General features: G+C 43.5%; 22 protein-coding genes. 10 read left to right on the top strand and 12 right to left on the bottom strand.

Translation table 11 applies throughout. From position 1 onward, the window contains the following. Nucleotides 1–112: 112 nt before the first annotated feature. Nucleotides 113–796, bottom strand: a complete 684-nt coding sequence (gene nfuA, locus CXF69_RS04905; RefSeq protein ID WP_057761762.1) for a Fe-S biogenesis protein NfuA — start codon at nucleotides 794–796, stop codon at nucleotides 113–115. Between the two features lie 582 nt (nucleotides 797–1,378). Here nfuA and CXF69_RS04900 point away from each other — a divergent pair. From CXF69_RS04900 to CXF69_RS04885, 4 genes are all read left to right on the top strand, one after another. Next, a complete protein-coding gene (locus CXF69_RS04900) occupies nucleotides 1,379–2,368 on the top strand; it encodes an alpha/beta fold hydrolase (RefSeq protein ID WP_102078199.1) in 990 nt (329 codons plus the stop codon). Nucleotides 2,369–2,507: 139 nt separating this feature from the next. Then, nucleotides 2,508–3,575, top strand: coding sequence for a bifunctional nicotinamide-nucleotide adenylyltransferase/Nudix hydroxylase (locus CXF69_RS04895; RefSeq protein ID WP_102078198.1), 1,068 nt, complete (start codon nucleotides 2,508–2,510; stop codon nucleotides 3,573–3,575). Between the two features lie 266 nt (nucleotides 3,576–3,841). Beyond that, nucleotides 3,842–5,239: a nicotinate phosphoribosyltransferase gene (locus tag CXF69_RS04890; RefSeq protein WP_102078197.1), complete on the top strand. Its 1,398-nt coding sequence runs from the start codon at nucleotides 3,842–3,844 to the stop codon at nucleotides 5,237–5,239. Next, nucleotides 5,233–6,075, top strand: a complete 843-nt coding sequence (locus CXF69_RS04885) for an SGNH/GDSL hydrolase family protein (protein ID WP_102078196.1) — start codon at nucleotides 5,233–5,235, stop codon at nucleotides 6,073–6,075. Before CXF69_RS04890 ends, CXF69_RS04885 begins: the two co-directional genes overlap by 7 nt. 97 nt (nucleotides 6,076–6,172) lie before the next feature. Here the strand turns inward: CXF69_RS04885 and CXF69_RS04880 are convergent, their stop codons facing one another. Next, nucleotides 6,173–6,451, bottom strand: coding sequence for a type B 50S ribosomal protein L31 (locus CXF69_RS04880; RefSeq protein ID WP_057761772.1), 279 nt, complete (start codon nucleotides 6,449–6,451; stop codon nucleotides 6,173–6,175). A gap of 502 nt (nucleotides 6,452–6,953) precedes the next feature. Between CXF69_RS04880 and CXF69_RS04875 the strand changes: the two genes are divergently transcribed. Continuing rightward, a complete protein-coding gene (locus CXF69_RS04875; RefSeq protein ID WP_102078195.1) occupies nucleotides 6,954–7,544 on the top strand; it encodes a YceI family protein in 591 nt (196 codons plus the stop codon). A gap of 224 nt (nucleotides 7,545–7,768) precedes the next feature. Then, complete coding sequence (locus CXF69_RS04870; protein ID WP_102078194.1) at nucleotides 7,769–8,860, top strand: GNAT family N-acetyltransferase; 1,092 nt, start codon at nucleotides 7,769–7,771, stop codon at nucleotides 8,858–8,860. 122 nt (nucleotides 8,861–8,982) lie between these two features. On the opposite strand, the gene CXF69_RS04865 is transcribed toward CXF69_RS04870, so the two are convergent. Beyond that, the gene (locus CXF69_RS04865) at nucleotides 8,983–9,420 is read right to left on the bottom strand and encodes a COG4315 family predicted lipoprotein (protein WP_228706740.1); all 438 of its coding nucleotides are present in this window, start codon (nucleotides 9,418–9,420) and stop codon (nucleotides 8,983–8,985) included. Between the two features lie 557 nt (nucleotides 9,421–9,977). On the opposite strand from CXF69_RS04865, the gene CXF69_RS04860 reads away from it, so the two are divergent. Beyond that, nucleotides 9,978–11,597, top strand: a complete 1,620-nt coding sequence (locus tag CXF69_RS04860) for an FAD-dependent oxidoreductase (protein ID WP_102078192.1) — start codon at nucleotides 9,978–9,980, stop codon at nucleotides 11,595–11,597. Nucleotides 11,598–11,729: 132 nt separating this feature from the next. On the opposite strand, the gene CXF69_RS04855 is transcribed toward CXF69_RS04860, so the two are convergent. Then, nucleotides 11,730–12,413 carry an LOG family protein gene (locus tag CXF69_RS04855; RefSeq protein ID WP_057761780.1) on the bottom strand — a complete coding sequence of 228 codons (684 nt, stop codon included), beginning with the start codon at nucleotides 12,411–12,413 and terminating at the stop codon, nucleotides 11,730–11,732. 423 nt (nucleotides 12,414–12,836) lie between these two features. Here CXF69_RS04855 and CXF69_RS04850 point away from each other — a divergent pair, with 423 nt between their 5' ends. Further along, nucleotides 12,837–13,682: an alpha/beta hydrolase family protein gene (locus CXF69_RS04850; protein ID WP_323807182.1), complete on the top strand. Its 846-nt coding sequence runs from the start codon at nucleotides 12,837–12,839 to the stop codon at nucleotides 13,680–13,682. Nucleotides 13,683–13,730: 48 nt separating this feature from the next. On the opposite strand, the gene CXF69_RS04845 is transcribed toward CXF69_RS04850, so the two are convergent. Continuing rightward, nucleotides 13,731–14,453: a putative quorum-sensing-regulated virulence factor gene (locus CXF69_RS04845; protein WP_101205335.1), complete on the bottom strand. Its 723-nt coding sequence runs from the start codon at nucleotides 14,451–14,453 to the stop codon at nucleotides 13,731–13,733. Between the two features lie 197 nt (nucleotides 14,454–14,650). Between CXF69_RS04845 and CXF69_RS04840 the strand changes: the two genes are divergently transcribed. Then, nucleotides 14,651–15,241, top strand: coding sequence for a M23 family metallopeptidase (locus CXF69_RS04840; protein ID WP_101205360.1), 591 nt, complete (start codon nucleotides 14,651–14,653; stop codon nucleotides 15,239–15,241). Between the two features lie 107 nt (nucleotides 15,242–15,348). On the opposite strand, the gene phoR is transcribed toward CXF69_RS04840, so the two are convergent. The 3 genes from phoR to dtd all read right to left on the bottom strand — a co-directional run bounded on the left by phoR (nucleotide 15,349) and on the right by dtd (nucleotide 17,768). After that, nucleotides 15,349–16,440, bottom strand: coding sequence for a phosphate regulon sensor histidine kinase PhoR (gene phoR / locus CXF69_RS04835; protein ID WP_101205334.1), 1,092 nt, complete (start codon nucleotides 16,438–16,440; stop codon nucleotides 15,349–15,351). A gap of 58 nt (nucleotides 16,441–16,498) precedes the next feature. Continuing rightward, on the bottom strand, nucleotides 16,499–17,203 hold the full coding sequence (gene phoB, locus CXF69_RS04830; RefSeq protein ID WP_057761786.1) for a phosphate regulon transcriptional regulator PhoB: 705 nt from the start codon (nucleotides 17,201–17,203) through the stop codon (nucleotides 16,499–16,501). Between the two features lie 112 nt (nucleotides 17,204–17,315). Next, nucleotides 17,316–17,768 (bottom strand): D-aminoacyl-tRNA deacylase, encoded by a 453-nt coding sequence (dtd, locus tag CXF69_RS04825; protein ID WP_101205333.1) that lies wholly within the window; start codon nucleotides 17,766–17,768, stop codon nucleotides 17,316–17,318. A 274-nt stretch (nucleotides 17,769–18,042) separates the two neighbouring features. On the opposite strand from dtd, the gene asd reads away from it, so the two are divergent. Beyond that, complete coding sequence (asd, locus tag CXF69_RS04820) at nucleotides 18,043–18,879, top strand: archaetidylserine decarboxylase (protein WP_101205332.1); 837 nt, start codon at nucleotides 18,043–18,045, stop codon at nucleotides 18,877–18,879. A gap of 94 nt (nucleotides 18,880–18,973) precedes the next feature. Here the strand turns inward: asd and CXF69_RS04815 are convergent, their stop codons facing one another. From CXF69_RS04815 to fadB, 4 genes are all read right to left on the bottom strand, one after another. Continuing rightward, nucleotides 18,974–19,603 (bottom strand): HD domain-containing protein, encoded by a 630-nt coding sequence (locus CXF69_RS04815; RefSeq protein ID WP_101205331.1) that lies wholly within the window; start codon nucleotides 19,601–19,603, stop codon nucleotides 18,974–18,976. Nucleotides 19,604–19,842: 239 nt separating this feature from the next. Beyond that, on the bottom strand, nucleotides 19,843–20,418 hold the full coding sequence (locus tag CXF69_RS04810; protein ID WP_101205330.1) for an isochorismatase family protein: 576 nt from the start codon (nucleotides 20,416–20,418) through the stop codon (nucleotides 19,843–19,845). Nucleotides 20,419–20,702: 284 nt separating this feature from the next. Beyond that, nucleotides 20,703–21,875, bottom strand: coding sequence for an acetyl-CoA C-acyltransferase FadA (gene fadA / locus CXF69_RS04805; protein ID WP_057761795.1), 1,173 nt, complete (start codon nucleotides 21,873–21,875; stop codon nucleotides 20,703–20,705). 230 nt (nucleotides 21,876–22,105) lie between these two features. Beyond that, entirely contained in the window at nucleotides 22,106–24,265 is a 2,160-nt protein-coding gene (fadB, locus tag CXF69_RS04800) for a fatty acid oxidation complex subunit alpha FadB (protein WP_101205329.1), read from the bottom strand. Between the last annotated feature and the right edge of the window lie 556 nt (nucleotides 24,266–24,821).

The raw sequence follows: 24,821 nt of genomic DNA, 5'->3' as shown, positions 1-24,821 counted from the left end.
AATACTCATCTCTTCATGACAAATATTCATAAGCAGCAAACCAAACAGGCATATCTATACTAGAGATATGGCCACCTTTATAGCAGCCAATTGCTTTTAACTATTTTTCATTTTATTTATAGTAAGCATTCTCTGTACGAGTATGATCAGTCTCGTCAACCACTTGGGTTAATTCTGGAATTTGCTGTTTCAGCTGTACTTCAACGCCTTGACGTAAAGTCATATCAACCGCTGAACACCCTTGGCAACCACCGCCAAATTTCAATACAGCGGTTAGACCAATGCCTTCTTCATCAATCAGTTCAAGCAACTGTACGTCACCGCCATGTGCTGCCAAGCCAGGGTTAATCTCTGACTGCAATACATAGTTGATGCGCTCTTCGACACTGGCATCAGCGCCTACTTTAGGTACTTTAGAGTTTGGCGCGCGGAAAGTCAGCTGACCACCGAAACGGTCTTTATTATAATCGATGACCGCGTCTTCTAGATAAGGTACTGACGCTGCTTCAATAAAGGCAGAGAAGTTTTCATACGTAAAACGCAAGTCAGCGCTGTCTTCTTCGCCCGGCTGGTTATAAGCCATGCAGCACTCTGCACGCGGCGTACCAGGATGCTCAACGAAAATACGCACACCGATACCATCGGTATCTTGCTTAGATAACAAATCTGCCAAGTAGCCCTGAGCTGACTCAGTGATAGTGATGTTGCTTTTCGCTTCGACTTGCTCGGTATCTAGAGCTGATTCATAGCCAGCAGTTTGGTCTAGTTGGTTATCAGCTTGGTTTTGCTCACTCATAATGTTTCCTATGCGTTATGACACAAACGCTATATCTATTATGGCTACTGTGTCGTGAATTTGGATTTTTAAAATGTTTACGATTTATATAAGGCATGCAGACTGGCAATGATTGGTATTTATTATTGTATGACATTGGCCGACATGAGTATAAAGTTTAATCCGTCTATAGCAGTCATTATACCTGAATCAAGCATCAATTCCGACCACGCTACTGTGAATTGAACCGCGGCTATTGTAAATGGTCGTCATTGGTTTTTTTAATGATGCTAACAGGTGGCAAAGTAACTCAATATGTAAACCATGACAGATAAACACACTGATGATTGTGTAGGCTGCCAAGTTATTCTCTATATAAAGACAGCGGTACCATTTATCAAGCGCACTTAGCGTTTTCGATATGTCATACCGTTCACATCTAGTCCGAGCAAGTCATCTGGTTTTGACGTAGTATTGTTAATTTGAATGATTGTGCGCAGTAGCGTTATGAGCATGGTAGCTTTTAATTGTCTTGTATAAATATCAGCTTGTATAAATATCGACTTGTATAAAGATTACGTATTTTTTGGATAGGATCATTTTATGATGACACGGACGTTGCACCTAGTAACTACCAAGGACGATGAGAAAATTGCCGTTTGGAAAGTAGTTGATAATTCAGAAGAAGATACGATAGCTAACACGTCAGAAAACAGCCTGCCTGACATCACACCGCAAAACATATTTTTGACGCATGGTACGTTTTCTGACAAGCAAACTTGCCTCAAAATCGCTGAATATTTTGCAGGGCTTGGTCATCACTGCTACATCATGGAATGGCGCAGGCATGGTGATAGCTCGCTACCGAAAGAAAAATTCAACTTTGAGACCGTCGCCACTTACGACTATGAAGCGACTTTTCGTTATTTCTTTGAAGAATTAAAGATCGATAACCTGCACTGCGTTACTCATAGTGGTGGCGGTGTTGGTTTGACCATGTTTCTTGTCCAAAACCCAAGCTATATCGATAAGGTCAATAGCATCAGTATGTTTGCCTGCCAAGCTTTTGGCGCAGTAAAGGACTCGACCAGCTACGCGAAAATCCTTACGGCCAAGATAGTCACTCGGTTGGTCGGCTTTATACCCGCTAAGCAGTTCAAGGTAGGCCCTTTTAACGAAAGTTACTATACGATGACCCAATGGTACGATTGGAATTTGCGTAGAAACTTTAAAAGTAGCTTTTTAAAAAAGGCTTATTTTGGTAAAGGTAGAGCGAATATAGACGAAGTGAACGAAAGCATTAATCAGCAGAAAAGTACTGGCGATGACTTTATCGACTATCGTCATCATATGCCACAGATTACCATTCCTGTTTATTCTATCAGTGCGAAAGGCGATACTTTCATATCCCCTACTCGTGGCTGTCGTTTGTTTTTTGATAGCTTTGATAATTCAACTAATATCTTTCGAGAGTACTCGCTCAGTAACGGCGATTTAGATGACTATACGCACAGTCGCATCATGATCAGTCGCAATGCTGCCACAGAGATTTGGCCAACGGTGACGGCATGGATAGAGAAGTATGCCAGTTAAAGTAGAGATTTCGTTTGGATGATTTCGATAATGACACACCCCTAAACATCTTTATACTTGTCAGAAAGTCATGGGCTGTGTCAGTATTAGCATCATTAATTTTTAATCAATAAAAATAAGTCGTAGGAAATTGGCGTCTATGAGTGAATTATCAGAGCAACAGTCAGATAAGCAAAATCCAGATCAAAAAAGCAGTAAGCACTATCGTTATCTGGTCTTTATCGGACGCTTTCAGCCGTTTCATGCTGGCCACAAAGCCGTCATCGATGAGGCGCTAAAACGCTCAGATGAAGTAATTATGCTGATTGGCTCAGCCAACTTGCCACGTAGCTTACGCAATCCATTTAGCGTCGCTGAGCGTGCCGCAATGATCAAAGGCGCCTACTCTGAAGAAGAAGCCGCACGCATTCACTGTGTTGGCTTAGATGACGCCCTCTACAATGACACCCGTTGGCTACAATATGTGCAAGCAGGCGTGAAGTCTGTCACCGGTGATTTGCAGGGTAATATTGGTTTGATTGGCCACTCTAAAGACAGCTCATCATACTATCTATCGCTATTCCCCAATTGGGACTCGGTCTCAGTGCCCAACTATCATAACTTATCAGCCACTCCTATCCGTGATAGCTATCTGATGGGCGCTACTCCAACGCCTGAGCGCACACCTGAGTCAACGCGCAAGGTATTAAACGAATTTAAAAAGACAGAAGCGTATCAACAGTTGCATGAAGAAGCGGATTTCATCGATAAATATAAAAGACAGTGGGAATCTGCGCCCTATCCGCCTACTTTCATGACTGCTGATGCACTGATTGTACAATCGGGACATATCTTGCTAGTGGAGCGCCGTAGCATGCCAGGGCGTGGTCTATGGGCATTGCCTGGAGGCTTTTTGAATCCCAAAGAGACGCTTTTTGATGCTTGCATCCGTGAGCTGCGTGAGGAGACTCGTCTGAAAGTTCCTGAGCCAGTATTGCGCGGTTCTTGTCACAGTCAGCATACCTTTGACGATCCTTATCGTTCAGCGCGTGGTCGCACCATTACTCAAGCATTTTATTTTCAGCTAAAAAATGACCCTAAAGGTTTGCCAAAAGTAAAAGGTGGAGACGATGCAGCCAAAGCTTTTTGGTTACCACTTGCTGAGCTTGATGCCACCATGATGTTCGAAGACCATTATGCGATTATCACGAAAATGGTTGGCTTATAGCGTGATTGATAATTGACGCTTCGGTGCATGATTTTCACGCTATAAATCCACGACAGTTTATATAATTTATTGACCAAGTATGGTTTTATAAGTTTGATTCTGTGCACTTATTCATAATGACTGCTTATCGTTTTTAGTTTGCATTCTGACTTGTTTTTTCTACTTACTTGTTTCTGCCGGCACCGATAGACGGTAATGGCTCACCACCGCCGCAACTGTCATTAAAAAAAAGCAGCTGCGGCATCTCAACGCAGAGGAGTTCTGTGATGTACACCAGCAATTTGAACAATTTAATCTTAAATAGCGACAGCTATAAAACCTCACATTGGGTGCAGTACCCAAGCGGTAGTGAGTATCTGTCCAGTTATGTCGAAGCGCGCAAAGGCGACTACGATGTGGTGTTCTTTGGCTTGCAAGCTTTTATCAAGGAATACTTAAGCACTCCCATCACTCATCAAGATATCGACGAAGCCGAAATGGTCATTCAAGCGCACGGTTTGACTTTCAACCGAGCAGGATGGGAGCATCTGGTCGATAAACATGACGGCTACTTGCCACTACGCATCGAGGCCGTCGCCGAAGGCAGCATAGTACCCGTATCTAACGTGGTTTGTCAGGTTATCAATACCGACCCTGAGTTTTATTGGCTGCCAAGTTATATCGAGACCGCCCTACTACGCGCTATTTGGTATCCATCCACCGTCGCTAGCGTCTCTCATTATTGCAAAGGCATCATTCGTAAAGCCTTAGAGAAGTCAGCGGACAATATCGATTCGCTCACTTTTCGACTGCATGATTTTGGCTCGCGCGGTGCTTCTAGCCAAGAATCCGTCGCGCTCGGTAGCTTAGCGCACTTGGTGAATTTTGCAGGTACTGATTCGATGACGGCATTGGTCGCTGCCAGTCGTTGGTATCAGATGGGCGACGATATGCCTGCATTTTCTATCCCAGCGGCCGAGCACAGTACGATGACAGCATGGGGACGTGATGGAGAGACCGCTGCATTTGCCAATATGATTGAACAGTTTGGTGGCACAGACAAAGCGTTTTCGGTCGTCTCTGACAGCTATGACTTATGGAACGCGATTGATAATATCTGGGGCGATACCTTAAAAGAAGACGTCAAAAACATGGGTGGTACGCTCGTCATCAGGCCAGACAGTGGTGAGCCTACCAAAGTGGTACGTGAAGCCTTAGAGCGTCTAGCGGTGAAATTCGGTACGACTATAAACAGTAAGGGCTATAAAGTACTGCCCGATTACGTGCGGATTATCCAAGGGGATGGTATCAGTGCACAAAGCTTGAGCAATATCATTGATGTGATCATGAAAGCAGGCTTTAGCGCAGAAAACGTAACATTTGGCATGGGCGGTGGTCTATTGCAGCAAGTCAACCGCGACACCATGAGTTGGGCGATGAAATCTAGCGCTATCTCTATCGATGGCGCATGGAAGGATATTTACAAAGATCCCGTCACCAGCCGCTCGAAGCGCTCGAAAAAAGGACGATTGGCACTGGTAAAAGACAACAGCGGCCAGCTAACAACCGTCAAAGAAAATGAGATGAGCGATCCAACTGATAATCTATTACGTGATGTCTACGTCGATGGTCAGTTGTTAATTGAAGACAGTCTCACGACTATTAGGGAACGTGCGGGATGGTAGACACTAGTAAGCTGACATCAGTCACAAAGGACGTTTTACTTGCCCCTGTCTACCTCTATCAAGGTCGCAAAATCAAGCGTGATACGGTTCGCTTGCCTGAACCACATGGCGAAAGGCACGGCGTAATTGAGCTGCCTCAAGCGAATGATGAAGTATCAACGCGAGACGCTAAGACATTTAACCTCATGGTCGTCGGCGATTCGGCAGCAGCAGGCGTGGGTAGCCAGACCCAGCAAGAAGCGTTGGTCGGTAAGCTCATTCCGATACTGGAGCAAAACAAAGCTATCCAATCGAACTTTGCTCGACTTAACTGGTCATTGCAAGCGACAACAGGTCATACCAGCTTTGATATTCTACGCAGGTTATATGTCTTACCCGCTCCTGAGCAGTCTATCGATGTGATGTTGCTAAGCGTAGGGGTCAATGATACAACGTCCAATGTCTCTGTGCATAAGTGGCAACAGCAAATTGAAGACATTATCAATATTGCACAGCGTAAATTTGGCGTACGAGAACTGGTTTTTTTAAGTTTGCCGCCGATGGCGCAAATGCCTGCAATACCTGCTCCGCTCAATAACTTTGTGGGTGCAAAAGCATCGGTACTTGATGAGATATTGCAGCAGGTCTGTGCTGCTCATGACGGTGTCAATTATATGGCAACTGACTTTGCGCGTATGATATCAGAGCATGGCAATGGTCAGCCTATTGATATTGCCGTGATGTTCGCTAGTGATGGCTTTCATCCTAGTAGCCTAATGTACGGTTATTGGGCACAGCAGATCGTGGAGAACATTACCCAACTATTAGACTCATCCGCCGCTCAGAGGGATTGCTAAAAACACGCAAATATTGATCTATCTACACAAAAAAAACCGCTGAATAATCAGCGGTTTTTTATTGCTTAGCGAAATATATTTACACCATAAGTGTAAATTATTCAGCAGCGTCTGCGGCTTTCTTGCTACGGCCACCAAATGCGCCAAAGCGTTTGTTGAAGCTTGCAACACGACCTTCAGTAGAAGTTTTACGTTGCTCACCAGTATAGAATGGATGCGACGCACTTGAGATATCAAGTGGGTAGTATGGGTATTCTTTACCTTCGTATTCACGAGTCGCTTTAGTCTTAGCAGTTGAGCGAGTCAAAAAGAACACGTCAGCGTTAGTGTCGTGGAATAAAACTTCTTGGTAATTAGGATGGATATCTTTACGCATAATATACTCTCTAGGTCCGATGTATGTACAACGTCTAAATACAGCATCATCGATGATGTATCAAACAAATAATGACATACGTAACTGAGGCACTAAGGACATTACAAGTATGGCAACTGCGTCACTGGCTTATTCCAGCACCCAACACCACCCTTCTGTTCGCTTAGCCTATCCCCAGCGGGAAAATTAAACCGCGATTTTAACGGTTTTTGACGTAAGACGCAAGGAGCAGTTGTGATAGAGATATGTGATAAGTTGTCAATAATAGAGAAATAGTGTTGAGATGTATGAGTTAACCCAGTACAATGTTTTGGTTAGATATATTAATCAATTACATTTTTATATGTAGTTAATCTAACCAAATATAGGTTGGCTGCGCTATTTATTTATCGCAACTCTAGGACACATAGCTACAATATATTTACTCATTTTTTACAAAAAATGTTTTCTTCTTTGTTCATCGGCGAGCACCAATACCCTAATACTATGTAAGGACTATTCAATGAAAACCACTACAAAAGCCCTATTGATCAGCTCAATACTTTCTATCACTACCATGGCAAGCGCTGCACTGCCGACTCAGTGGCAACTAGATAACTCTCACACTCGTGTCGGTTTCTCAGTTGATCACATGGGATTTTCTACGGTCATGGGACACTTTAGCGATGTAGACGGTACCGTTAAATTTGATCTAAAGAACCCTAACCAAACCCAGCTGAACTTTGTCATTGATACAGACAGTATCGATACTGCTTGGGCTGCCCGTGACAAACATTTAAAAACGGAAGAGTTCTTTAACGTTAAAAAATACCCTACTATGAGCTTTAAATCTACTCAGGTTAATTTTGTAAATCCGCAGCAAGCAAAAGTAACTGGGGACTTTACTTTACTGGGTCAAACCAAGCCGCTAACTCTTAATTTAACGCTGAACAAAATCGATAACAGCCCTCTGACCAAAGAGCCAGTCGTTGGCTTCCGTGCTACTGGCACTATAGACCGTGCAGCTTATGGTATGACAGCCTACTCTGCTGGTATTACGACCAATGTTCCTATCCAAATCGATGGCGAGCTAGTAGAAAAAAAATCAAAGTAAGCTTATAGCTCTCTAATAGCTTTCGACCAGAACGAGAAAAGCAGCCTACCCTCATTTATAGAGGCAGGCTGCTTTTTTATTTCCTATAGATTCTTCTACGCTCTAATAGTATATTCATTATTTTACATAAAAGGTTTTTATATACTTGAAGGCTTCATAATTTGTTGTTATATTCGTATATACGGATTTACGAATATATAACGCAACACTGAGGGAGCAGCAACGTGGATACAGTACAAGTTGATTACATAGCGATAGATGCTGAGTGGGATAAGAAGGTATCAAATCATCATTTTGATATATATCACTTATCTGGTTGGATTGCGGCCTCAGCTGTCATCGACAAAGGCAAGCCTCAAGGCATCATCGCTCACTATAAGAACAAGGAAGTATTGTTACCTATCATAGTTAGAGACATTGACTCAGAGCACTGGGATGCTACTTCCACTTATGGTTACGGTGGCCCGTTGATGGACAAAACCCTCACTGATGCCGAGTTAGACGTCGTACTAGATGAGATAAGAGCTTTTCTTTGCGAGAGAGGCTGCGTGTCTTTGTTTATGCGGTTGCATCCGATTATTAATAAAGAATGGATACCCACAGTTGGCAAAGCACTGACTCACGGGCTGACTCTGGTGTCTGATTTGAGTAAGTCAGAAGAAGAGCATTGGAGCGAAACACAAAATCGACATCGCCGCGGTATCAAAAAAGCCATAAAAATGGATGTCGTGACAAAAACAGAATTCTTGACTAGGCAAAACGCCATGGTGTTTTCAGACATTTATAAAGAGACAATGCGAAACGTCAAGGCCAGTGATTATTACTTCTTTGATGATGATTATTTTTTTAATTTGCTTGAAAACCTTCAAGAAAAAATACTGTTGATAACCGCCTATCAAGACGATAAACCAATCGGGTCCTCTATATATACGCTCTGCCAAGAGTCTGGCATTATGCAGTTCCATCTTGGCGGCACGCTGAACGCTTATACACATCTACAACCTTCTAAACTTATCACTCATGTCGCTCGCAATTGGGGACGAGAGAACCGTTATGAAGTGCTACATCTTGGTGGCGGCGTTGGCTCCAATTTAGATTCTTTATATGAGTATAAGAAAGGCTTTAGCTCACAAGAGTTACTATTTAAGACTTACAGGCTCATCGTCAACGTAGCAAAATATACAGAGTTAGTAGCGGATATCTGGTTCACGGAAAGTGATCTGCTCTCAGACTTTTTTCCTTTATATAGAAAAGAGCCTAGCAAAGAAGAAGTGTTAGAGACCATTCAGGTTGAGCCTTTAGCAAATGTGACATAGTACAGATTGCATCTAATACTAGAGAATAACACCAAACAAACAAAAAGCAGCCTGCCTCTATAATTGAGGGCAGGCTGCTTTTTTGCGTTAACGTTTTCGAGTCAGTTTATATCTAATGCATACTATTTACTTGGGATAACATGCCAAACGCCAAGTTTATCATCACCGTCTTTGTCACCAACTTTTGTGTCATTAGCATAGAAGTATAAAGGCTTACCGTTCATTGCCCATTGATATTTGCCATCTTCACGCTTAAAGGCAGCAAACTGACCTGAAGCTTTAGAATCGCTAGGCGCTTTGAAAATTGGCCAAACAACTTGGCAGGCTGCACCGCAATCTGACTGGTTCATAGAATCTTTATCAAACGTATACAACGTCATATGGTTGGTAGCATCTACCAACACCCCATTCTTGCTAGTGACTGGTGCTGTATTGTTGCTGGTTGCCTGTACTTCATGCGTACCTGACATATCGTTACCGACTACGTTTTTTAAAGTAGTACAGCCAGTTAGTGTTAATACACCTGTTAGTGCCGATAACATCATTATATTTTTCATCATAACCTCCTTGTAATTTTAGTCGTATTTTTTATAGCGATAAGCTTGTTGTCGTTTACTTTATCGACTGTCCCTTTTGTTAATTTTGACATTTGTAATTCTGAACAGTCATCAAAACAGAACCTACGCTTCTTGTTAAGCAAAATGAATATAGCATATGCATTTAAGTTATCTCGGCTACCAATATATATACTTACAAAAGCGGTCGAATTTTACAAAATAATAAAACGAGCTTATTTTCGATTTCACAAGTTTGCCACTTCTCTCGTTTACTCTATTTTTAGACAGGCTCGTTTGTCTGAAAAAATTCACACATATAGCGACTCGTTGACAAAACTCATGCATCTTCTTACGTATTTCCCATCATATTGTCTGTAGTTCTTCGTAAAATAAACCTATAGAGATGAAGAATGGCTAAACAATAGAAAAGATGACTATTGAAGTTCAGATTTGTGTGTTGAACTTAATTACCTTCGCACTCATATCAAGAAATATAGAACATTTGATACATATACCGAGCACGGCCTAATACAGATGCTATTAAGGATACAACGACGACAATGACTCAGTCTTTTGATAAAAAATACGCTCAATCCTTTAATCGTGACGCTCATTCTGGGGTGTTATCTTATGGGGCACAAAACACTCAACCTAAAAAGCGCGTTGGCATTTTGGGCGGCGGTACTGCGGGATCGACGATTGCGATTCGACTTGCTGCGTTAGGATTAGAGACCTATTTGTTTGAAAAGAAAAAATCTCTCATTGATGGACCACCTATGTGTCATTTGCATGCAGGTGGTAACTTGTACCGTGAAATACCGGACGAAGATTGCGTAGCGCTGCTTAAGCAATGTATCGATATTTTGCGTTTGTATCCGCACACTATTGACGTCCGTCCTACTGTGTTTGCTGTACCGACACGTGACGAAGGACTGCCTGAAGATTTACTACCGCGTTTAGACATTTTGACCGATGCTTATCAAGAATTGATCGAGCAAGATGCTAATAATAAGGTATTGGGTGAGCCTGAAGATTACTATCAACTCTACAGCCATGAGCAATTGATTGAGCTGTCTGAACGTGAGCAAGTCGCTGTACCAAGTACGATTGATGAATGGATGGTTCCAGTCGCTAGATACTTGGATTTAAACAAAGTTAAATTTCCGTTAATTGTTGTCCAAGAATATGGTTGGAACATTTTTCGTTTAGCCGCTTCTGCCAAACTTGCACTTGAAGAATACGATAATGCGCACGTATTTACCGAAACTGCTGTGCAAAAAGTCGTACCAGTAGATTGTGAGAACTGTACCAACGCTGACCATCATGTCACCAAATGGCGTATCGACTATCAACAAATCCATAGTCAAGAACATGCCTCTCAGCCTGAGTCTATTGAAGTTGATTATCTAGTCAATGCTTGCGGATTCCGTACAGGTGTTATTGACGATATGGTCGGTGTCGAAGTCACACGTATGGTCGAGTTCAAATCGTCTTATGTGACCCATTGGGGCGATGCTGGTGGACAGATACCAGAGATTATCGTCTACGGTCAACGAGGAACGCCAGAAGGCATGGCGCAGCTTACTCCCTACCCTGGCGGATACTTTCAGATTCACGGTATGAGTAAAGCCATTACTCTGTTTGATGATGGTCTTGTCGCATCGAGTGAAGACAGTGCGCAGCCCAAACTGCCACAGCAATATGTGCATTATATTGAAGATGGTTGGGATAAAGCGCCCCTACAGGCACGTAGTCAGCAAGCGATTGAGTATGTGGCGGAGTTTGTACCGACATTTAACAGCGCACGTACTGTTGGTAACGCACTATATGGTGGGCAGCAGATTCCTGGGCAGGATGATACGCTGCGAGTCGCTGACGTGAGCTTGTACTCTAATATACGCTATGCCCGTGCAGAAAACGTCAAAGCATCTTCGACCTTGATTGCCGCTGATCAAATAGTTAATGAGCTGACAAATCTAGGCTTGATAGAGAACGATACACCTCTGAATCGTAGTCGCTATGCCCATGAGTGGTCATATCTTGTCCATAACGATAGCCTCGCTGTCGATGAGGTTGCTCGTGAGCTCGCTGAGCAGCGTGGATTTCCAATCGCTATGGCTCATGTTAATCATAGTATTCGTGAAGTAGCATTGGACGATCTCACGCCTGCTGATGCCTAATAGACATGATTCGCTGATAGGTTGTTAATACATATAACAAAGGAGCAGATAACCGAGATTTGGTTATCTGCTCCTTTTTTCGTCATAGCTTTTAATATTTAAGCATTTGCTATGTATAAATAGCTATACGGCTTAACTATTACTGCCTGCCATCTTTTCTGTATCCACAGCATCATCTATGGTCACTACTGTCTGTAGCATATCGATCGCTTCGCTGATGGTATTGCACACCACTAGACGGTCTAAATCTTCCTGCTTCATAAAGCCTTGCTCAGTGGTATATTTCAAATGCTCAATCATACGGTCATAAAAACCATTGATATTTAGAATAATCATTGGTTTTTCGTGCTGGTACAATTGACGCCACGTGGCGATTTCCATAATCTCTTCTAATGTTCCTAGCCCGCCTGGTAGCGTGATAAAGGCATCGGCATACTCTGCCATAACGGTCTTACGCGTGTGCATAGTGTCAGTCAAATGCAAACGAGTCAGCTGCTCGTGAGCGATTTCGTGCTTGAGCATAAAGGTTGGAATCACGCCCACTGCTTGCGCGCCGCCATTGATTACTTCATCCGCAACTGCGCCCATCAGACCGATACTAGCGCCACCATATACTAGCCCCATGCCATTATTTGCCAAAGCACTGCCAAGCTCGCGTGCCGCCTGTTCATACACATCACCATTGCCCAAGCGCGAACCGCAATACACAGCCACGAGCGGCATTGACAAGGCAGACTTATCGACTGCTTTTTCGATATTTGTAATGTCTTTACTCGTGATTACGTCATAAGTATCATCGTTGATTTTCATTTGCATATAGCTTCCTTAATTACCTGTCAGTTTTTATTGAGCGCTTGTTATTAGTGAAGGCTGCATACCGACACCTGTCATTTATATTGTCATGCACATGATTCATAAGACAAACTCAGCCAAGCTATACAAAACTTGTAAGTCATATTTGAGCAACTGTCTTGCCAGCATTTATCTTAACATAAGCAATGCTACCACATAGTCACAACGATTTATCACTACGCAACGACTACACTTTCAAGATGCGCATTTATTGTTCATCATAGTTCGATATTCATTATCTACTAATAAAAATACTAAGGTATACCCATGGATAATCACAACACCTCTCCTACTGCCGAGCTATCAAGCTCTGTGGTTAATAGCAATCTCACTAGTAAAAGCAATACGAATGACGCGAGCAATATTGATACTTACTCATTAAGCATCATGACCGATCGCAACCAAGCATTGGCAGCCACGGTCTATCGCCCTAAAGATGCAACAAAAAAAGCCGTCATGATGGCACCTGCCACAGGTATTAAGCGTCACTTTTATCATAATTTTGCGACCTACCTAGCAGAAAGCGGCTTTGGAGTGCTGACCTTTGATAATGAAGGAATCGGTGAGTCACTATCGACCGAACTGGCAAAATGTAGCGCTTCCTTAATCAGTTGGGGTCGCCACGACATGCCAGCTGTACTTGATGCCTTACAAGATGAGTTTCCTGATGCGACTTATCATCTTATCGGTCATAGCGCAGGTGGTCAGCTCATTGGCTTGATGCCCAATTATCAGGCGATTGGCTCAGTGTTCAATGTCGCTTGCTCGTCAGGGCGTATCAAAAACATGGGCATGCCATATAAACTCAAAGCTATGGGCTTTATGGATGCGTTTATTCCATTCACTAATTTAACACTAGGCTATACGCCGTCAGACAAAATCGGTATGGGTGAGCCGCTACCACGCGGAGTAGCGCGTCAATGGCGTGAATGGTGCAATGGCGAAGGCTATATCAAGACCGCATTTGGCAAAAGCATACATACGCATTTCTATGATGAGCTCAGCATGCCAGCACTGTGGCTTGGCTTTAGCGATGATGATATCGCCAACAGTGAAAACATGGACGATATGATAAGGGTATTTACAAAAATGCCTGTCGAAAAGCGATTCTTAGACCCTGAGGATTTTGGACTAAATAATATCGGTCATATGCGCTATTTTAGCAGTAAGACCAATATCAAAGCACCGCAGCTATGGCAAATGGCAGTGACATGGTTGCACGACCAACCATAAGCTTAGCACCATGTCGCACCTTACATAGCAGACCTATGATAACTTAGATTACTTTTCCGCGTTTTCCGCTTCTTCTAGCTGTAAACGTTTAGTCAGTGCCGAATACAGCGAAGGCTGCATATTATGAATATTGCCTATCATCCATTTAACATAGCTGATGGGCACATCTTTGATCGGTTTGCCTTTATGCTTACCAAACGGCATCTTGCTCACAGGGGTCGCTTTATTAGAGATAGCATGTGCCGCTGCAAAATCTGTCGGCGCAATCTCTAGACGCTCGCAGCATGCTTGATACAGCAAATAACACATTCGAGCATCGCCAAGCGCGTCATGAGCGGCAATTGTCATTGCACTCGCCTCACCCTTGCCCAACAGCTGCTCGATACACTTAGATTGACCGTAAGCACGCCATTCTGGAAAGGCTGCCCGCGCAAGTCTCACTGTACAAATCAGCTTAGCAGAAGGACTGCCAATCACTCGCCAATCAAAGCGTACATTATGACCAATCAAATACTCTGGCAGCTCAAACTGATCCAGCTCAAAACGCTCAAGACCAGCTACATCATCATCGGTAATACCATGCACCTTTATGACAATAGGTGAAATAGATCGACCACTATTAAAGTATTTCATCCACTCAAAACCAGTTGCTACATTGATAGTAGCAACTTGGATAGGTCTGGGATCACTGCCCTGATCTGTTTCGGTATCGATAACCAGCGCTGTTTCGCGCGTGGCAGAAATATCAGTAGGCTTAAAAGCATCATTCATAAAGTATTAACCATCAGTAGCAACTGTCTATGCTCAGCAGAAATGTTAAGTAGATAAAACTGTATTTGCTGTCTATATTCTTAACCATAAGAATATCTATGGGGGTAAAAACGATAGATAACAATGCGATACATACGTTGTTAGACGAAGCTTTTATAATCAAAACTCAAATGACATCAAATATATATGAGACATCAATGCTAGCAGATGGAAATAACCAGCCTCCCAGACCTTCTTTTTTTAGTCGTTTAATAAGCCTATTGATTAAGGCTATCGTATTGCTAGCACTGTTATTTGTCTTCGATAAGCTACTACCTAGTATTAGCCAACAGACGCAGTCATTTGTGGTTGCCAAATGGCAGCAATTGAGTCTATTGCAACAAGAACTGCCGACCGAAAACAGCTTGCCCAGTCCACTACCAGAACGAAACCTGACAGACACTTGGGGCGCGGCACGTAGCCAAGGCCGCTCCCACGAAGGCATCGATATCTTTGCGCCGCGCAACACTCCTGTGCAGTCGACCACACAAGGCGTAGTAAGCAAAGTTGGTGAGAACACATTAGGTGGGCGCGTAGTCGTGGTGGTAGGGCCTGGTGGCGCAGGACATTACTACGCTCATCTAGAGGACTATGCTGACATCTCCCCCAATGACTGGGTCAATCAGGGCGACGTGATAGGTTATGTGGGTGATAGCGGTAATGCAAAAGGAACACCGACACATGTACACTATGGTATCTATATTAATGGCAGTGCGGTCAACCCTTATCCACTTTTGCAAAAGGATTAGCGAATACAGAAAGGTATGTCGTTAACCTAATTTGAAGTAGTGCTAAGTTTGTATTAACCAAAAGATCGAAGCCGAAAAACCAACGCTAATATAAGCCAGAAATTATATTAATTGGCTGTGACGGATCTGACGTAGTTTGAAGGAAATACCACACTAAATGTCGACCCTTCCCCTTCTACTGAATCGATTTGCAATTGCGCTTCGTGCTGGTGCAGTACGTGTTTTACAATCGCTAATCCCAACCCCGTACCACCTGTTGCACGGCTACGACCTTTGTCGATACGATAGAAACGCTCTGTCAAACGGGCGATATGCTCTGACGCAATACCGATCCCATCATCTTCGACCGCGAAACGGCAGCCATCAGACGTCCTTGTCCAGCTGATAGTGATATTGCCACCCTTTGGCGTATATTTGATCGCATTGATTACTAGATTGGATAGCGCACTATTCAAGTACATCTCTGACCCGTACAGCCCATCATACGTATCTATATGCAAATGAATGATGTGTTTGTACGCTTGGTTGTAGGCCTGTGCATCGTCATAGATATTGGTCAGTAGCTTAGTCATATCTATGTAATGCAGCTCGTGTGACTCTTCGATTTCAATCTTAGACAATAGCAGTAAGTCGTTCACAATTCTGTTCATACGGGCTGTTTGCTGGGTCATCAGCTCAAAACCACGACGCCATTGCGGCGGCATATCTGGCTGATCGGAGAAATTTTCTAGGTAGCCCATCATTACCGTCAATGGTGTTCTAAGCTCATGCGAGACATTTGCGACAAAATCCTGACGCATTTGCTCTAAGTGCCGCAAGCGGGTCACATCATATACAAACAGCAGTTTTTCATCACCGAAAGGGGTCAGTTCACACTTTAAGTAGCGACTAGGATCTCGCCATGATTCTATATGGACGCCATCGTTAGGTATCGTTGTACCTTCATAATACTGGCGGAACTCAGGTACAGTGATAAAGTCAAAAATATTTTGACCTTTATCTTCTGGCTGTAGCAGCAATAAGTCTTGTGCTGCCTGATTCCACCATTCCAGACCATCATTGTTGTTGAGCAAAATCACTGCATCGCGCAAGGCTCGTAGTGCACTGCCGATTTTTTTGAGTTGCTCCGCTGTACTTTGAGTAGATATTTGCTCTAATAGAGCTGATTGCTCACGTTGTGCTGGCGCTATCTTGTCCATTTTTTATCCTTACCACTATCCGCTGCCTTTATATTGCTGCGGCATTATTTGTACAAGATTAACTTGGCTCAATCAGGCTAGAAAATCGGTAGCCTGTTCCACGTACCGTCTGTATCAATGTATCACAGTCATAAGGTCGCAGTAATTTACGTAGACGTTTGATATGCACATCGATGGTTCGGTCTTCGATATATACATTGCCGCCCCATACCTGATCGAGTAGCTGCGTTCGTGTATAGGCGCGCTCAGGGTGACTCATAAAAAATGCCAATAGGCGATACTCTGTGGGCCCAACATCAACGATTTTACCTGCAGCTGTCACACGCTGACTCTTGGTATCTAGACTTAACTGTCCAATTTCGATAGGTTTATCGCTACTCATAGCACTACTGCGGCGTAGTACGGCTTTGATTCTAGAAATCAGCTCACGAGTCGAAAAAGGCTTGGTCATATAATCATCTGCGCCTGCATCAAGACCATGCACCTTACTGTCTTCTTCACTTTTTGCCGTTAGCATAATGACTGGTATTTCAGAGAGTAGTTCATCATTTTTGAGCATACGACAAAAATCCACACCGCTCTTGTCACCCGGCAACATCCAATCTAACAGTATCAGTGATGGTCTATGATCTACCACTTGCTGATGCGCCTCTGACACATCTGCCGCTTGCAAGCTATCAAACCCAGCCATCTCTAGCGTCATGACAACCATTTCACGAATCGCAGGCTCATCTTCAACAATCAAAATTTGCTCATTATACATAGGACATTCTCGGTGTTAGCGGACAAAATCTAGCATTTAAAAAGGCGATATATACTCACCAGTCTCTACCTATTAAACGGATTAATTATGACAGCTTGATGACACTCTAAAATCAGATTTCTAGTAAAAAATTAAGCGGCCCATCATTGACACTCGACACTTGCATATCCGCACCAAACTGACCAGTTGCCACGTTCGGGTGCTTAGTTTTGGCATAATCGACCAGTTGTTCAAATAATGCTTGCGCCGCAGCAGGTGCCATCGCACCACCAAAGTCTGGACGGCGACCTTTGTCTGTTTTTGCCATCAAGGTAAATTGCGAGACCAATAATAGCCCACCACCAATCTGCTGAACGTTTTTATCCAGTTTACCAAATTTGGCCGGATCTTCGTCATTTTCAAAAATGCGATAAGTCAGTATTTTGTCAATCATACGCTGTGCAGCGGCGAAATCGTCTTCATGCCCTAAGCCAATATATGCCAATACTCCATGCTCAATCTCACCAATACACTGTTGATCGACGACCACACTAGCGTGCTTCACCCGCTGTATGAGTGCTTTCATTTACTAATTCCTTAACAGATTATGGCCATACAATAATATGCTGTCCATGATAAAATACCGTCATTAACTTAACTATTATTAGGGCGTGTTTGATATTCACAAATAGGTACTGCGGATCGCTAAAACTGTTCCAGACAAGGCGTCAAACGACGATAATGCTCATGCCTTATCTAGATTTACAACGTAGTATGGCGCAATTTTAGCCACTGTCAGTGCCATGGTCGAATTTCCAACACGCCCCTATTACATTACACCTTATTTTGGTAGCCTTATTATGAATGTATTTACCACCTTACAACAGCTTGTGCCGCAGCAAAAGCTCAGTAAAGTCGCTGGACGTTTGGCCGCCAGTCGTCATCCTTATGTCAAACGCACCTTTATTCGTAGCTTTGCTAAAGCTTATAATATCAGCTTAGACGAGTACGAACGCCAAAGCCTTAACGCTTATGAAAGTTTTAATGACTTTTTTACCCGCGAGTTAAAAGAAGATGCTCGTACTATCGACGCCACGGCAAACGGTATCGTGAGCCCTGCGGACGGTATTATCTCTCAGCTAGGACAAATCGAAGATCACAAACTGCTACAGGCAAAAGGTCGTCACTATGATGTCGGCCAATTGCTTGCTGATAGTGAAGATGGCAGTTATTTTGCTGATGGTAGTTTTGCAACTATCTACTTAGCACCTAGCAATTATCACCGTGTGCATATGCCGTTTACTGGCACATTGACCAAGACTCGCTATGTACCTGGCACGCTATTTTCGGTCAACAATACTACGGCGGCTAACGTGCCAGACTTGTTTGCGCGTAATGAGCGTCTGGTCTGTATGTTTGATACCAAGTACGGCAAAGCAGCTGTCGTGATGGTTGGTGCTATGATCGTCGCTGGTATTGAAACTGTCGCCACTGGCAAGATTGCTCGTACTGACGACATATTCGAGTCTGATCATGACATGCAGTTTGCAGCAGGCGAAGAGCTTGGACGCTTCTATCTAGGCTCAACGGCTATCGTGGTATTACCAAAAGCAGCGAAGGCTGACTGGCTAGATAGTATGCAAGCCAATAGCGTCGTGCAAATGGGTCAATTGCTAGGAATGGCGAACGCTCAATAACACGCCTGTATAAGAGTACTGAAAATATCAGCCCAGTTAAGCGTGAATCATAAAGCTTAATTGGGCTTTTTTTATGCCTGCTACTTATGCAGATTTACGCATCAATCAGCCAGCCTTGCTGAGCTGCGTATGCAATATTATGTGAGAGCCAATCATGAATAGGAGGAAAGCTGTCTTCGATAAATGCATGCGCACCCGCCACCTGCGAGCGCGTAACACCAAGCTCAATCCATGTTTTACCATCGGTATTTAGATTGAGTAAAAACGGCAATAAGCGATCGACCACTCTGAGTAACTGACTCTCTTTGCTACTTCCTGTTTCCTGCGCTTCCCAAACTTCGCTTAAATCACTAATGCCATTGCCTCGCTCACGTTGCAATCTGGCAATGCCTGCACGCTCTTCGACGTGTGCATCAGTACGCGTATCAGCATATAAAAAAGTATCCCCCGCATCAATCTCACCCAAATCATGAACCAATGCCATCTTCAGCAATTTTTCATGATTGACGTCTAGTGCAAATAATTCAGCAATCGACCAACAGGCCATCGCTAAATGCCAAGAATGTTCGGCAGAGTTTTCTTTACGAGTAGTCTGTGTCACATAGCTGCGGCGACTCACGCGCTTGAGCGCATCTAACTCCAATAAGAAATGAGTGACATCGTCGATGTCGATATGTGAAGTAGATTTGGAATTAGTGAGTGATATAGAGCTGGCTTGCGACATTGATTTTCTCTGGTTTTCTCTAGTTATTGGTTTTAAATATTTATGAGTTCTGGCGATTTTAAGTTTCATTGTTCAAGATATTATAGTTAGTTTGATATCTAACAATGGTTAAAAGACTATTACCGTTGTCAAAAAAATAGCGCTTATTTTACCAAGCGCTATCTATTATAAATTAGAAAATAAATGGTCAAATTGAGTCCCTATTTATCCAAGTCCTTAAGCACCTAAATATTAACCACCTACTTAATCAAATTAATAATGGTTTTAAACGCAGGATCTTCACTGCTACGGCACAGCTCAAATAAGATTGATTCAACAGTGCTGATTACCCCACCTGCACGGCGAATACGGCGAATTGCTTGCTTTTTGTCATAAGGAAAACGAGAACCCACCGCATCCCCAATAATGACAGGCTGCATACCATTATCCAATAAATCCAGTGCCGTTTGCATGATACAGACATGAGCTTCAGCACCAAAGAGCAGAACAGTACTACGGTTCTGCTGCGCTAGATGGTGCCATGAATCATTGTTGTCGCAGGCACTAAAGGTGACCTTTTCAAAGCTCTTGGCATTGTCTCCTTCGAGTACGTCGCGCAGCTCTGGTAAGGTATCGCCCAATCCTTTTTTATATTGTTCATTGAGCATGATTGGAATATTGAGCGCTTGCAGCCCTTTAATCAAGGTAACGGTTTTTTTTACGATATTTTCGTGATCATAGATATGCGGCGTTAAACGCTCTTGCACATCGACAATCATTGCTTGGGTATTCTCACGAGCGATTCGATAGGTGCGATCATTAATCATAGTAGACATAGTACACTCCTTGTACGGCTGACAGTTGCAACTAAAACTATTTTAGAATTATCATAAACAGTGCCATGGTTCATCTTCCTCTTATTTAGTCATAGTTTCATGAATGCGTCAATGGAGATAATTTTTAATCACCGTGATACTGTGTTTTTCGACTCTATGATTTACTAACTGGCCAACTATTAATTTGATCTATAAAAAAACCTCTAGCCGTTATGACTAGAGGTTTTTCGTTAGCGAGTAGCTACTTATTGAGTGTTCAAATAATCTTGTTTATGTAAATGAGATTAAACACGCTCAATAATAGTAGCGATACCTTGGCCAAGACCAATACACATTGTCGCTAGACCGATTTCAGTATCTGACTGCTCCATCGCGTTTAGCAATGTCACCGTGATACGAGCGCCTGAACATCCTAGTGGATGACCTAAAGCAATGGCACCACCGTTGATGTTAACGATATCTTGCTTGTCAGATAGGTTTAGACCTTTTAATACTGATAGACCTTGAGCAGCAAATGCTTCGTTTAGCTCGATGGTTTGCATATCATCGATGCTCATGCCAGCACGCTTCAATGCTTTTTGGGTCGCAGGTACAGGACCATAACCCATGATAGCAGCATCACAACCAGCCACAGCCATACTACGGATACGGGCACGTGGTTTTAGACCTAGATCTTTGGCTTTTTGTGCGCTCATTACTAGCATCGCTGACGCACCGTCAGATAATGCAGATGAGGTTGCCGCTGTTACTGTACCGCCTTTTGGATCAAACGCTGGACGTAGCTTTTGCATTTGCTCCATCGTTGCGTCTGGACGAATGACTTCATCAACCGTACATAGTTGCAAGCGACCAGCAGCATCATGACCTTCGATACCGATGATTTCATTGTCAAAACGACCTTCAGTGGTTGCAGCCCATGCGCGGCGATGTGACTCAAGACCAAACGCATCTTGCTCTTCGCGCGTGATGTTGTTCATACGACCTAGCATTTCAGCAGTCAAGCCCATCATGTTTGATGCTTTTGCATAATGCTTAGAAGCAGCAGGGTTCAAATCAACACCGTGCATCATGCCTACGTGACCCATGTGCTCAACACCGCCGATGATGAATACATCACCTTGGTTGGTCATGATTTGTGCAGCAGCAGTATGTAGCGCCTGCATAGAAGAACCACATAGACGGTTAACCGTTTGGCCACCAGCAGTCTTTGGGATACCAGCTAGCAAACCGATGTTACGACCAATGTTCAAGCCTTGCTCTAGCGTCTGGTTGACACAACCCCAGATAATGTCTTCGATATCATTGGTGTCAAAGTCATTACGTTCTACTAGCGCACGTACTAGTTCCGCTGACATGCTATCAGCACGTACATGACGGAACATACCGTTTTTGGTTTTGCCCATTGCCGAGCGCACGCCATCTACGATGACCACATCTTTTGGACTTAAAGTTGTCATACCATATTCCTTTTCAATTTTTATTGTCAGTGTAGTCAGCCCAATTTACGACTATTACCTTGTTAATCTCGCTCAAAGTACAATAGGTACATTTGCGCTTGATTTACTCGTACTAGCATTAAACTGAACCAACTATAATCGTACGTTCGCTATTGGAGACGATTCATGTCTCAATTGCTTTCATGCAAAATAGCAAACGTACTGCACTTCATCCTAGTAATGACTGACTATTACGCTGTTGCGTAAAAAGTCTCGCCTGCGGCTGCCATGTCGCGAATCTTTTGTGGCGCTTCATAAGCTTTGCCAAGATGTGCGTATTTTTCACATAGTGCCAAGTAGTTATCTAGACCCATTTGGTCCACATAACGGCAAGGGCCACCACGGAATGGAGGGAAACCTACGCCCATAATCATCGCCATGTCGGCCTCGCTTGGTGTGCTTACGATGTTGTCTTCTAGGCAGCGAACGGTTTCGTTGCAGAAGGCAATCATAGTGCGATCAATGATTGCTTGATCGTCAAACGTTTGCTTTTCGCTGTCAGTCGTGGCTTTTAGCAACTCGTAAGTGGCTTCATCAGCAACTTTCTTTGGCTTACCGCGCTTGTCCATTTCGTACTTATAGAAACCGATACCGTTTTTCTGACCCAGACGCTCATTGTCATATAGATGCTGGATAGCACCTTTATAATCAGGCTTCATGCGGTCAGGGAAACCATCAGCCATCACTGCTGCGCCATGTACACCTGTATCTAGACCGACCACGTCGATTAGGTATGCAGGGCCCATCGGCCAGCCGAATTTTTCCATAACTTTATCGACATGAGCAAAGTCAGCACCTTGCTTCAGTAGCAAGTCAAACGCGCCAAAGTATGGGAACAATACACGGTTTACCAAGAAACCTGGGCAGTCGTTAACTACTACTGGCACTTTACCCATTTTAGAAGCAAGTGCAACGGTAGTCGCGATGGCTTCTTCAGATGATTTCTCACCGCGGATAACTTCGACGAGTGGCATACGATGTACTGGGTTGAAGAAATGCATACCAACGAAGTTTTCTGGACGCTCAAGCGCTTCTGCTAGGAACGTAATAGAGATAGTCGAGGTGTTTGACGCTAGGATACAGTCGTCTTTTACCAAGCCTTCTACTTCTTTAAGTACCGCACGCTTCACGTTTGGATTTTCTACGACCGCTTCGATTACGATATCAGTCTCAGCAAAATCACCGTAGTTCAAAGTAGGACGGATACGGCTCAACGTTTCACCCATTTTTGCTGGGGTCATCTTGCCGCGTTCTACCATTTTGCCAAGTAGTTTGCTCGCTTCGCCCATACCAAGGTCTAATTGCTCAGACTTGATATCTTTCATGATGATTGGCAAGCCTTTGCTGGCTGCTTGATAAGCGATACCGCCACCCATGATACCAGCGCCTAGTACAGCGGCTTCGCTGATGTCGTGTGCTTGCTTGCTGTGTTTTTTGGCCAGTTTTTTGACTAGCTGATCGTTTAAGAATAGACCAACCAAGCTCTCTGCTTGTGGCGTCTTAGCCGCTTTCGCAAAACCAGCAGCTTCTACTTCGATTGCTTTGTCACGTGATAAATTAACGTGCTTTTCAATCGTTTCGATAGCGATTGCTGGTGCTGGGTATTGCTTAGGATTGGCTTTAGCGAAAATAGCACCTTTGGCACTGTTGAACGCCATTGCTTGCTCAAGCTGGTTTAGCTTAACTGGAGCCAGTTTTTCTTCACGTTTTGCTTTCCAATCAAGCTCACCTGAGATACATTTTTTGACTAGGTCAATTGCTGCATCTTGCAAGTCATCAGCAGGAACCGTTGCATCAACCAAGCCTAGCTTCAATGCTGCCAATGCTTTCTTTGGGCTACCAGTCGCGATCAGCTCAAGTGCGTTATCGATACCGATGATACGCGTACTACGAACTGTACCGCCGAAACCTGGGAAGATACCTAGCTGAGTTTCTGGCAAACCGATGATGGCTTTGTCACTCATGACACGGTATTCACAAACCAAAGTCATTTCACAACCGCCGCCCATCGCCGCGCCATTGATAGCAGCTACTTTAGGGAATGGTAGGTCTTCAAAACGATTGAAAGCGTCATTAACATGAACGACCCAATCTTTGATCTCGCTTTCTGATTTTTTGAAAGAACCGACGAATTCTGTGATATCAGCACCAGCGATAAACACGCCTTTGGCTGAAGTAACGATAAGACCTTTTACGTTGTCGGCTTTTTCTAACGCACTAACTGCTTCACCAAACTGTTTGTTGGTTTCGGCATCAAATTTGTTCACGCTCTCATTTTCGGCGTTGTACTGCATGTTGGCGATGCCATCCTCTAGCATTGTCACCGTGATGCGATTTCCTTGGTATACCATTTGAAACTCCTTTCTATATAACGAAAGCTACGTTTTGAATTAAAATAAATAGCCAGTTACTGTTAGTAAAATGGGTAATAGCACTGTGCGCTTGTCATGTTATAAAGACAAACATATAACCAGCTCACAAGTGAAGATGTCTTTATTATCCAGCGTTCATCATGATGCACGCATTTTGCGTCTCTTGCATGACATCATATGACGCTTCATTTATGTACTGCTGTTGCAGGTACTGATGTTCAAAATATTGACTGAGACTTGGTCTAACACTCGGTATCGACGATTGAACATCCTGAGAAAAAACCCAGTAGGGTCACCATCAGACCATTTTCACGTCAATTAGTGTAGGGGATTATGCCCCTAACTGTCACAAGCTAATACCATACTCGCAAGTCACTCTTAAATCACTTGCAGGCATTTACCTTACGTTAAAAGTATTTTAGTGAATAAATGTATACTGAATTGTTAGTTTAGATTTATTTCGTGTTGTTGACTTCATGCATGCCATCTTTGGAATGACAGTCCGTTAGCGCTACTGAATAAATGCTACTTGGTC

Source organism: Psychrobacter sp. Choline-02u-9 (assembly GCF_002836505.1).
GTDB lineage: Bacteria > Pseudomonadota > Gammaproteobacteria > Pseudomonadales > Moraxellaceae > Psychrobacter.
The sequence above is the reverse complement of the archived record's forward strand: the minus strand, read 5'-3'. Positions and strand labels throughout refer to the sequence as shown.